Source organism: Dyella tabacisoli, assembly GCF_003350925.1.
Classification (GTDB): Bacteria; Pseudomonadota; Gammaproteobacteria; order Xanthomonadales; family Rhodanobacteraceae; genus Dyella_C; species Dyella_C tabacisoli.
On record NZ_KZ857173.1, the window covers coordinates 32,091 to 44,068 of the forward strand.

Sequence of the window (11,978 nt, forward strand, 5' to 3'; positions counted from 1 at the left end):
GCCATGACGCTAGCCCCCGCGCTCTATCCAACGACCTTGCTGGCGCGCCTGGACCGTTTGATCGAACGCGAGGTGCTGCGGCTGCGTGCCCGTTATCAGCTTTCGCTGGACGAGTTTCGCGGTCTTTACATCAGCGACGCGCAGATCGACGAGGTGATCGCCCAGGCCTACGCCAACGCCGATTTGACCGATACCCGACTGGCCGATCTCTATACCGATGCCACGGCCGATAGTCGCGGCGAACGCGATCCCCGCTGGGAACACATGTGCCGCGTTTTTCAGCTTTCCACGCTGGAAGAGGATCTCGTGCTGATTGCGCTGGCGCCGGAGCTTGATCTCAAATACGAGACGCTTTACGCCTATCTCAACAACGACGTCACGCGCAAATGGCCGACCACCGATCTGGCTCGGCGACTGCTTGGCGATGCTGCTTGTTACGCGTCCGATGTCGACGCGGCGCTGGCCCCTGCGGCACGCCTGCGAACTGCCGGGATCGTGCATATGATCGATCCCCCCGGCATGCGCCCCTCGCTGCTCAATGCCGGCTTTGCGCCCAATATTGCGCTGGTGCGTTATTTGTTCGGCGCGGCGAGTGCATCTTCCCAGCAAAGCCAAGGCCATACGTCCCCAAGCGATCCGGCTCACGCGGGCGATGCCTCGCCCGATGATCCGCTACTGCAGCGATTGACCGAGCTGTTCAGCAGCACCGGCACAAGCGAAGCACCCGACGAGCCGCCGGTGCTGGTTATCCAGGCGGCCACACGATATGAGCGCGAAGCGCTTGCCGCCGCATTGGCTCAACGGCTCGCCCTACCCTGGCGCAGCATCGATATATCCGCACTGCGCCGCGATGGCCGTCCATTACAGGCCACGTTGGAGCAAAGCGTTTTTGAATGCCGACTGGAAACCGCGCTGATCTTGATCGAGGGTGCCGAAACCCTGGCCGAGCGCGACGGCCAACTGGCGCCGGAGCTGGCCGGATTGCTGGATCTGCCGATCGCTCCGCTGCTGCTGGCAGCACAACCGCATACGCCCTGGCGCAGCCTGCTCGGTCAGCGTCGTGCTTTATCGCTGTCGCTTGGATCTCCGCCGTTCGCCATGCGCGTGGCGTTATGGAAAAAAGCCGCGCCGACGATCAGTGCGCAAGACTGCGCCGTATTGGCGGAACGCTTTGCCTTCAGCGCACGGCAAATACACGCGGCGGTTGCCGATGCACGGGATTTGCGCATCCTGCATGGCCTACCCGCCGTCGATGCGAAGTTGTTGCGCAGCGCGGCACGCCAGCAGATGCAAAACCATCTTGGCGCTTTGGCCAGCAAGGTCGAATGCAAGCTGGGCTGGGACGACCTGGTATTGCCGGAGGAGATTTTGCAGCGCCTGCGCGAGATCGCCGCGGCGATTCGCTACCGTCACCGCGTCTATCACGAATGGGGTTTTCTCAGCGGCGGCATGGGCGGCGGCATGAAGATTCTGTTTGCCGGCGCATCGGGCACCGGCAAGACGATGACCGCCGGCGTGATCGCGCACGAGCTGGATCTGGACTTGTACCGCATCGACCTGTCCGGCGTGGTCAGCAAATACATCGGCGATACCGAAAAGAATCTGGACCGCATTTTTACCGCCGCCAGCACGCATAACGCCGTGCTGTTCTTCGACGAGGCCGATGCCATGTTCGGCAAACGCTCGGAGGTCAAAGACGCCCACGACCGCTACGCCAATATCGAGGTCGCTTACTTGCTGCAAAAACTGGAAGAGCATGCCGGCATCGTGGTGCTGGCGAGCAACTTCAAGCGCAATATCGACGAGGCATTCGCGCGTCGCATGCACTACGTAGTGGATTTCCCCAAGCCCGATGCGCAGCAGCGCGAGCGCTTGTGGCGACGTATGTTTCCTGCGCAAGCCCCGCTGGAGCGGGATATCGATTTTGCTTTTCTGGCGCGCCAATTCGAGCTGCCCGGCGGCGACATCCGCACCATTTCCCTCGATGCCGCTTTTTTGGCGGCGCAGGAACAAGCCGCCATCGGCATGTCGCATCTGGTGCGCGCCTTGGCGCGACAACTGGCCAAGCAAGGGTCCACGCCGTCACCGACGGATTTCAAGCACTACCACCCGCTGCTGCGCCACTGATTCGCCATGGGCGATACGGCGCGAGCGGCACCAGGGCCAAGCGCGACCGCAGATCGGCCGCCGCTGCGCACACACGCCGAGCCCTCCCCCGAAAACCCGCAGGCGCAAAGCGAGCCGGTCCAGGTGCAACAAGCGGCAGGCAATCAAAGCTTGCAACGCTTGCATCAGGATGCAACACCGACGCCACCGCCCGATTCAACGCCGGCAGCGGCCGGCGCCGCTCCGGCAAATGCAGCGCCGGCGAATGTCGATCACGACAACAGCGCGATGCCCGCCGCCGCTCAACCCGATGCAGCCGCAGCGGGAACGGCCGCACCGGATGCCGCACCCGGTGCGGCGGCACCCGGACCAGCATCACCGGCGGGCGCTCATCCGGCGGCGGCAGGGGCAGCAGCACCTGCTGCCACAGGAGGTGCCGCACGACCGGGTGCAGCCGGGGCGGCGCACCCAGCCGCAGGCGGTGGCGGCGCTGCCGGCGCGCGAGGTGCTGCGCACGCGCCGGCCGGAGCCGCCGCTGGTGGGGGACCAGCCGGTGGCGGCGACGCGGCAACCGCCGGGAGCGGACTCGACTCCGCCGATACCGGCGATTTGGCGCTGATCGACGAAGAGCTGGCCGAACACCAGCGCTGGTCATCGGCCTCGGTGCGTGTCGGCGCAGCCGAATCCACCCAGCGCGCCGCCTTTATTGCCGAGCAGGCCGGTGCCGGCTTTACCGAAGGCGCCGGCAGCGGTCTCCTGATGGGCCTGGGCATGGGGGCCGGCACACGGGTCGCACTGAAAGTTGCGGACGTCGCGGTACGTCGCTTTGGCGGGCGTATCGCCGGCAATGCCGCCAAATTCACCCCGATCCCGGCCGTCGGCGCGATCATCGGCGGTGCGATGTCGGCCTACGGATTGGCAACCCGCAACTGGGCAGACACCGGCAAAAAAATCGGCCGCATCGGCCAAGGCGCGTCCACTTACGAAAAGATCGCCAACACTATCGACGCGATTTCCGAGGTGATCGATGTCACCACCAATATCTTGAATGTCATCGCGGGTGTCTGCGGCGCGATCGCCGTCGGGTTATGGGTTGCCGCCGTGGTCACCGTCGGAGTGCTGTCGCCGTTGGCGGGCATTCTGACCGAGGTGGCGTTGGCGATCGGCGCGGCAACCATGATTCTCGACGGCATCAATGCCGGTGTCTTGCATCCGGTCTCGCTGGCTTTTCGCGCCCTGCACGAATTCACCAGCGACGCCGACCCGACCCAAGTGGAAGCCGACGGCGCCGAGTTGTCCTCCGCCGCAGGTGCCGCAGGCGGAGCGTTGGGTGCTTATGCCGGAGGCAAGATGGCTCACATCGGCGCCCGACCGCCCAGCGGGCATCTGGAGCCTGATCCACATCCCGATCATCCCAATCCATCGGCACATGCCGGCGAAGGGCCTACCGTTACCGCGACCCCGCCGATCGATGAGCACGCGTTACCCGGTGGCACGACCGAACACGCGCCCGAACCGGTGCCTGGCGCTGCCGATCATCCGGCCACGCCGCCACATGAAACAGACCCTCATGCAACGGCACCGCCGGTTGATCCGAATGCGCCGGGTTATCGCATCAGTGACGAAGCCAATGTGCCGCCAGCGGCGGCGGCACCTCCATCCGCCCCGGCACCCGTATCCGATCAAGCGCCTCTGCCGGGCGTGGTCGATCGCAATTACGGACGCGGCAGCCCGCCACCTGGGGTAACCCCGCCGCCGGGTACGCCGGTCCCAGGCCAGCCCGAGCGCGCATTTATTCCCAACCAGCCTGAGCTCAACAGACCATGGATGTACGACGAGCGCGTGCCCAATCGCGGCGACCTGGGACATAACGTGCAGCGCGATCATGTGATCTCACAACAAAAGATCCGCGATCAAATGGTCGATCCGCATGGTGTCTTGAGAACCCCCGATCTGGATTCGCTCACCGTGCTGGCGGAAACCGGCAAAGCAACCGCCACCAGCCCGGCCAAGCCACATACCCAGGCAACTTTTATCGATCCGCAAGCCGACGTGCCGGAGATTCATCGCCTGCGCGATCTGGATCGGCCCGCCAACTGGACCACCGACATTGTCGAGCCAAGTCGAGATGCCCGCTTACGCGCGGGTTACGACCCCGCCGCGGTGGACACCGTCATCCTCGATCAAATGGGCCGTCTGCATGAGCAATACCGCAACCACGAAATCAACGATGCGCTGAAGACTCTGGCTGCCGCCGAAGCCAAAACAGGTCGGCCTGCCGGGGTCGATACCGATATCGCCAGTTTGCACAATCAGCTCGATCAGGCTTTCCCGGATGGACCTTCATCGCCCCCGCCAACCGCCACGGGTGCCGCCGCCCCGGCAACGACTCCGGCGGCACCGCCACCAACCGCTGCGGTTACATCGGCACCGGTCGCACCGCCTGCCGCCGGACATCCAGCCGAACCAGCCAATTTAGTGCCCGATCACGTCGATACCGCAGCCAGTGTCGATGCACCCAGCGGTGCCGGCTCCATGGCACCGGGAGACCGTGTTCGCATAGCTTCCAACGAGCCGCCAGTGCACGATCGCGACGTCTTGGCTGAGCGTGAACATGAGGCGCTGGTCGAGCATGAACGCGATACGGCGGCGGCCAGACGCACTATGTATGTTGACGACCCGACGACGCCCTCTGGACGCACCATGCGTGTCAGCGAAAGCACGCGCAGCAGCACCCCGCTCACACCCGAGCAGAAGGCTGAGGTGCGTCATCGTATGTCGACGCAAATGGGTATTCCGCCGGAGATAATCCAATTTTCCGATACATCGCCCACCGCGTTTTTACCGGGCTTCGACATGTTTATTATCGGGCCGGATCTCAACCCCTTGCCCGTCGCCTCACGCCCTACCGGCTTGCGCAATCCGGCCAATGCGGCGCTCGAAGCACAAGCGGCCATGGGACACGAAGCAATCGGCCATCGCGAAGCCTGGCTGGCGGGACAAACCCGCGACGACGTATGGCATGAAGAGTTGCAGGCCAGTGCCCGCGCTGCCCTGCACACGCCGGACTTACCGCACGACCAGTCACAATTGCTGATGCAAGATGCCGCGGCGCGGCGACCGGCGGGCCACACTGAAACCATTTATGTGTTCACCGACCGCGTCGGCCCCGATGGAAAACCGCTGCCGGAGCCACGCGGCCCCGGCTCGGCGGGTTCCGGCGGTACGGGCACGACGCCGGCAGTGGGCACTCGTCCACAAGACGTGCTGCCCAAGGTGATGATTGACCCTTCCATCATGGGGCCAGCCCCTGCGGATCATGCTGCAACACCCGTCACGCCGTCGGCACGTACACCAGCGACGCCGGTCGCAGCCGCACCCGGCGGTACCGCGGCAACACCCGCTGTCGTCGCCCCGCGCCTGCCGCCGGCACTGGCTGCACCGCACCCTGCCGCGCCAGCCCCGGACAGCCCTGCCGCCCCGCCGAAAGGCAACGCATTTATGCGCGGCTTGCGCGAAGGGCTCGAACCGATCGTTACTCACGTCAATCCCGCCTATACGCCGCCGCCAGTGACACCGCAGCAAATCATCGATATTCAAAATGAAATTCTCTGTCTGTTGGCGGCACGCGCCGAGGCGGAAAATGAAGCGGCACGCATGGCGACGGAACGCTCGCATCATCAGGCGCAACAGGCTCCCCTGGCGCGTGCCCATCGAGAAATGAGCGGGGCGCAAACCGCCGTGAGCGCGCATAGCGCCGCAGTGCAACGACGCCAGCAAGCGAATGAGGCGCAACAGCAACGCACGCGTGAATCGGGCGCGACCCTGGCCGGCGCCCCCAATCAACTGGCGGGCTTGAGCGTCATCACCATCCCGCTGGGCTTGTTTCTGGGCCTGACCCAGTATGCGCATCTGCTACCCGAAGGCGACGTGCGCAGCGGCATGATGAAAATGGATGGCGACAGCCGCAAGCTGCTGGCCTCATTCGATGAGATGGGGCAAAGCGTCGATACGCAAAACGCGGCGACGCCCGCACGACAACAAGCCGTAGCAGCCGATGCCGGCCGCCTTGGCAGCACATCGCAGCAAGCCACGCCGACCCGCCAGGGGTTTGTCCGCGCCGCCAGCGGCGCGCAGGCTTTGCAGCAGGCCAATAGCGAACGTATCGCGCGTGCCGGCGCGGCGCATGCCCAGGCCACCGGACAGGCGCAGGTCATGGGCAACGATGCCGCGCAACGCGAGGCCACGGTACAAACCTTGTCGCAAACCCTGCAGACTTGGGCGCAAGCTCACAAGGCGCAGCGGCAAGCCGCCTTGCAAACCACCGCTGCGCGCATCGAAGCGCAAGGCGGCCATGTCATCCAGCGTAGTGAGGGCTGAGCATGCAAACCACCGAACAACGCTTACGCCATGCCCGCGAACAAGGCGAGCCGAGCCAGCTTGCTTTCGCGCTGGCCGAACATGCCGAACCCTTGGCTCGCAGCGGCCGCCTGCACGAAGCGCGCGACCTGCTGGACGAGGCGGCGGCCCTGCATCACCAACTGCAGCATGACTACGACGAAGTCCGGTGCACCCACCTCGCGGCGACCTTGTCGCGTATCGTCGGCGATCTCGAAGGGGCTTGCGAGCGCGCCCGGCGAGCGCTCGAACAAGCCTCACCGCATACGCCAGAAGCGGTTTCCGCCGCCGCGGAACTAGCCGAAAGCCTCGGCGTGCAAGGCGATGCGGAACTGGCTGCGGAGTATTGGCGTCTTGCGATAACCCATGCCGAGGCCGCCGGCGCGCTGGCGACGTCCATCGCCGCGATGCAACGCCGCCGGGCGATGCTTTTGGCGAGTCGTGAGCAATGGGCGTCCGCCTTGGATGCACTATCCGAGGCAAGAGCGCTTTACCGCGCTCAAGGCGAAGCGGGCGACGCTTTGCGCACGCTTATCGAAATCACTACCGCGCTCGGCCATCAAGGCCAGGCCAACGAAGCACATCAACGCTGGCAAGAAGCCTGGGCCGAGGCGCAGGCGCAAGACGATCCGCAAGCACGGTCCGATCTACGTTTGCTGCAGGCCAGTTTGCTGTTGCAAGAAAACAACGTCGGCAGCGCGCGCGAGGCGGCGGCGCAAGCGCGACAAGCCGCGCTGGATGCTTCGATGCCGGTCAACTATGTGGCGGCCAGCATGATGATTTCCGAGCTAGCCGAGCATGCGCAAGCCGAACAAGAAGCCTATGCCGCACTTGCTACCGGCTGGGCCACGCTGATCGATTTGCTGGGTCGCGAGGCAGCGGCGGAAACATTTCGCCCACCCCTGCAAGCCTTGCGCAGCCGCCTGGGCGACGAGCGCTTTACCGCCGCCAAACACGCTTATGAAGAACAGCAGCGGCAAGCGCGCGTCACGATTCACTAAAGCCAACGGCGATGACCAGTCATTTCCATCAGCTAGGCGCCAGTCTTCGTAGTTGGTTGGCGCACCGCTACGACAGCTCCGCCATGGTCGAGCCCAGTGCCGCGGATACGGCGCAACTCGGCGGGGCCGATGCGTTTGTCGCGAGTGCCGGAAACCTGGCCGCCGCGCGGCATTTAAGCGGCACGCGCGAGCCTGATAGCGCATCGGCAAAACCCGGCTTGGACAACGCCGATCTCCCGCCGCCGCTACGCATAGGCATGCCCGGCGGCCTGCATGAACGCGAAGCCGAGCGCATGGCGCGCGCCAGTTTCAACGTAGATCGCGGCAACACCGCGCACGACATGCCGGGGGCGCCCACGCCGGTGGGCAAAGCCGATACCGTGCAGCACCTGCCCACGCTGGCCAGCGCCGAACGACTGCGCTCCCCTGCACTGTACGGCACGCCCTCCGGTGGACAAGCTCTCGACCCACGTCAACGCGAGCCCCTGCAGCGCGCACTCGGGCATCGCCTGCCCGACGTCAGCCTTGCCGATGTACGTATTCACGACGATGCCCATGCGCATGAGGCTGCGCAGGCGCTGGACGCGCGCGCGTTCACGCGCGGCCAGAATATTTTCTTCGGCGCCGATCGTTACTCGCCCGATACCCACAGCGGTCGCCGCCTGCTCTTGCACGAGCTGACTCACACCTTGCAGCAGCGCGGCCAGGCCGATCCGCTGATTCAAGCGGATTTCCTCAAGGATTTCGCCGGACGCCAGGACGTACCCATTGCCGGCACCACCGTGCAGCCACCCGGCACCGTGCGGGTCAAGACCTACGATGGCACCTGGGTGTTCGCGCCGTATGGCATTTACAGCCCAGGCGATGTTCCCGTGCAGTTTCAAGATCGCATCATGGAATCGGGCAAAGCTTTTCAATGGCGAAATCCGGGCGCATCGCTGGGTGCCGCCGTCGATGCCGAAATGCAACGCATGGAAAACAAGGGCGAATTGACCGTGCGCGATATGCGCGTTCTGTCGGAAAGCGCTGGCGCCAAGATGAACATCCGCGTTGCCATGGCGCGCGTCGGCGACGATTACCGTTTTGTCGGTTACGACATGTCGGTCATTTTTGGCGCGACCGATCCGGGCACCGGCAGCGTCACCAATGGTTTCGTCGAAACGGAAAAAGGTACCACCGGCGGCGTCGGCCGCAGCCTGTTTGTCGATCGCGTCGTGCGCGCACTCAGTAGCGGTATTCCAACGATGCAACTGGAGGTCTACACCACCCAGCGCACCGGTGATTTCCATGCCCAGATATGGGAGACGATCGGACGTCCAGGCGTGCCCAACGAAGGCGACAAATATTCAATCGATACCCGCGAGATGCTGCGCATCGCACTGACCTGGAGCGATGCGCTGACGGTAGAGCAGCGCGGCGAACTGGTGCGCCTGGCAACAGCGGAGGTAGCACCTACCCCGCAGCAGGTGCAGGCGGCACTCGCCACCAGCGAAGTGGGCAGCGGCGGCAATGCGCCCGGCGGCTTTTCACCCGGCGCGCTTGAAGCCATGCAAGGCCTCGCGCGCGAGGTCAACGCCAACCTGCGTAAAGCCGTGGAGCTGGAACGCTACGAACAGCTCAGCGACCCCGACACCATCGATCGGGTGATCGCAGAGAATGGCGGTTATGCCACGGTCGGCGGGCGACTCTACCGGGTCCAGCGCGAGGGCGCGCAAACCCGTTACAGCGAATTGCACCCTATCGCTATTCGCACCTTGGTCGCTCCCGGTGAAAGCATCACCCAGGGACCCGCGCCGGCAGCCAAAGACGTCGACGCACTTAATACCCCAGCCCCACCCGAGGCAAAGCAAGAGTCGGTGGTACAGGCGAAAGAAGGCGATGTCATCGTGGTGCCGTTCACCACCTTTATCGAAGCACGCGATGCCGGCACCGGCCGCGTGTTGTTCGGCATCCAGGAAAATCAGCGCTGGTACCGGCTGGAAGCCGGCGAAGGCAAGCGCCTGCAATTCGATCCACGTACCGGCGAGCAACTCATTCCCACCGGCATGGTCAGCCCTACCGGACAGCCGCTGCTGGCACGTACCTGGGACCCCGAACCCTATACCCCGGCGCAAATGCGGCCTAGCGGCGTGGCCCAGGGCGCCGTGGCCGCGGGCGGTATTTTCGTGGTGCTCAACGAGCTATTGGGACCGATCGGCGCAGGCTTGCAACTGCAGCGCGGCAATATCGCTCGCGGACATGCGGAAATCTCCTTCTGGAATGCTCTGGGCGCCAACCCGCGCACCGGTGTCTGGGACGGCATCGATCGCAAGCCGGCCGCCGAAGGCCAAAAGCCCGATACCGCCGTCTTCGGCCACATGTTCTATCCCTACGTCGCCGACATCGATGCCGACAGCCTGCGGCCGAATATCGCGATGCGCATCGGCACCTATACCGAATTTCAATCTCTGCTGGCGGTCGGCAAAAGCCTCGGCGCGATTCAGGAAACCGACGGCAAGTTTTTCGCTGTCGCCAATCACATGTCAGCCGAAGCGGTGATCCGCTACGACATTACCGAAGCAGTGAATCAAGCCCGCCTATCGACCCTCGCCCGTGCCGAATCGGACTTGCGCAACGAACTGGCGACGATGCCGGCCGAGCAGCGCGGCGGCAAGATGTTCACCATGAAGGCAGGCGCGGCGATCTACCGCTCCGAGCAAGGCTCACAATTCATCCGCAATGCCGCCGGACAAATGGGACCCTCTCCAATGGTGCGTGAAGTCGGCCGGCGAACCAGCAATATCATTCAATACCTATGGACCGGTTATGCCGGCACCCGCGTGCAGGTGGCTCCCGCCAATGCCGATGCTTATCGCGCGGCAGCCTACGCGCAGTACCCGGTCTATCGGCCTATCGACGACGTCTGGAAAGAAGTCAAAGACTCCGGTCGCAGTGTCTCGCCTGGTGCACTGCCCGGATGGTCCGAAGATCCGCTCAACGCTTTCAGAGCCGGTCCCGGCGAAGGCAAGACCACCGGATTCGGCACCACCGACTATGTACGCGACCCCGATAACCGCGGCCAATGGACCATCGCCACGGGTGAACTGAAAACCTTCTGGGTCTCGGCCGCCGATCTCACCCATGTCGACGACAAACAACTGCCTGGCGATTGAGCCTGAGCGGATTACAAAAGTATCTCCCTCTCTCGTCGATCAGATATCGCAGCGCGGGTGGAGCGAGCTACCGGCACGCAGATTCGGCGCCGTTGGAACCTGTTCACGATCCGGGTACGCCATGGCGACTTACCAAGCCTGCTGCAAAAGTCGCAGTAGCTCGCCGACCGATTCGATAGGACGCGGATTCAAGGCAAGCAGCGGGTCATGAATCGCCATTTGGGCAATCGCATCGAGCTGAGCATGGTCGACTCCGCTATCGCGCAATCTGCCGGGCAACCCCAAGCGCTGCACCAAATCGGCGACGATGTCCGCGAGTTCGCGGCCCGAATCGTCGATTGAGGAAGCAAGCCTGTGCTGCTTATCTCCATTGACTGCGGCGTTGTAGCGCAATACATGCGGAAGCATCACGCATGACGTCTCGCCATGCGGCATCCCCGTCGCGCCGCCCAGGGCGCGGCCGATGCCATGACTTGCGCCGGATTTAACGCCGGCCGCATTGCCTTGAATGGAAAGCCAGGCCCCTTCCAGGCAGGCCGCACGCGCCGCCGTGTCGGTCGGCGACTCGAAGGCCTTCTCCAGTGCATCGACAAGAAGCTTGGCCGCATAGAAGGAAGTTGCATCGGAAAGAGGCGTCGCGGTTATCGAACACCATGTCTCCAACGCATGATCCAGCGCACGAATGCCCGTACCTAGCCATAGACGTGGCGGCGTAGCGAGGGTCATCTGCGGATCGAGTATCACGATATCCGGCGCAAGCCCCGCATGGTAAAAACTTTTCTTGTGCGGGCCGCGCTCATCGGTGATCCCGGCGAAGGAGGTGTACTCGGCGGCAGACAGCGTTGTCGGAACCGCTATAAAGGGAAGTGACGGACTGACGAGGGGTATCGCATGGGTTTCTTTGTGCTGCCCGGAAAGTAAGCGATCCAGGCCGACCGCATCCGTCAGTCCGTTCGCCAGACAAAAACGCGCGATCTTGACCGCATCGCAAACCGACCCGCCACCGATGGCCACCACACCGTCTGCATGTGAAAGCTCGCCCACCAGACGTATAACGTCCTCCCTGGGAGTATGAGCGCGCATACCGGTGACCAGCGACAGAAAGGCCGGGCCGAGCGCCTTGCGCACGACCTCGGCCATCCCCCCGGATCCGGCGAGGCTGTTCGCAGTCACGACCACCACGCGACGCGCAGACAACCGACGCGTCGCATCGGGCAAGGCATCCACAAGTGGTATGCCAAAAGATACCGTCTGGAGCGGTACCGGCATCGACCACCCGGAAACGCGCCCCTCTTCTACCGAGGAAACACGACTCATCGCG

At 64.0% G+C, this 11,978-nt stretch carries 5 protein-coding genes; 4 read left to right on the plus strand and 1 reads right to left on the minus strand.

What is annotated here, in order from left to right; translation table 11 throughout:
- The first annotated feature begins 3 nt into the window (after positions 1-3).
- From DVJ77_RS00125 to DVJ77_RS00140, 4 genes are read left to right on the plus strand one after another with little or no spacing between them, the layout of a single operon-like run.
- The gene (locus DVJ77_RS00125; protein WP_114843459.1) at positions 4-2,127 is read left to right on the plus strand and encodes an ATP-binding protein; all 2,124 of its coding nucleotides are present in this window, start codon (positions 4-6) and stop codon (positions 2,125-2,127) included.
- A gap of 6 nt (positions 2,128-2,133) precedes the next feature.
- Positions 2,134-6,486 carry a hypothetical protein gene (locus tag DVJ77_RS00130; protein ID WP_114843460.1) on the plus strand — a complete coding sequence of 1,451 codons (4,353 nt, stop codon included), beginning with the start codon at positions 2,134-2,136 and terminating at the stop codon, positions 6,484-6,486.
- Positions 6,487-6,488: 2 nt separating this feature from the next.
- Positions 6,489-7,505: a hypothetical protein gene (locus DVJ77_RS00135; RefSeq protein WP_114843461.1), complete on the plus strand. Its 1,017-nt coding sequence runs from the start codon at positions 6,489-6,491 to the stop codon at positions 7,503-7,505.
- Between the two features lie 11 nt (positions 7,506-7,516).
- Positions 7,517-10,657, plus strand: a complete 3,141-nt coding sequence (locus DVJ77_RS00140; RefSeq protein ID WP_114843462.1) for an eCIS core domain-containing protein — start codon at positions 7,517-7,519, stop codon at positions 10,655-10,657.
- 129 nt (positions 10,658-10,786) lie between these two features.
- Here the strand turns inward: DVJ77_RS00140 and DVJ77_RS00145 are convergent, their stop codons facing one another.
- Entirely contained in the window at positions 10,787-11,974 is a 1,188-nt protein-coding gene (locus DVJ77_RS00145) for an iron-containing alcohol dehydrogenase (protein WP_114843463.1), read from the minus strand.
- Between the last annotated feature and the right edge of the window lie 4 nt (positions 11,975-11,978).

Coding starts and splice junctions, on each gene's coding strand:
- DVJ77_RS00125 (WP_114843459.1), top strand. CDS start 4: ATGACGCTAGCCCCCGCGCTCTATCCAACGACCTTGCTGGCGCGCCTG.
- DVJ77_RS00130 (WP_114843460.1), top strand. CDS start 2,134: ATGGGCGATACGGCGCGAGCGGCACCAGGGCCAAGCGCGACCGCAGAT.
- DVJ77_RS00135 (WP_114843461.1), top strand. CDS start 6,489: ATGCAAACCACCGAACAACGCTTACGCCATGCCCGCGAACAAGGCGAG.
- DVJ77_RS00140 (WP_114843462.1), top strand. CDS start 7,517: ATGACCAGTCATTTCCATCAGCTAGGCGCCAGTCTTCGTAGTTGGTTG.
- DVJ77_RS00145 (WP_114843463.1), bottom strand. CDS start 11,974: ATGAGTCGTGTTTCCTCGGTAGAAGAGGGGCGCGTTTCCGGGTGGTCG.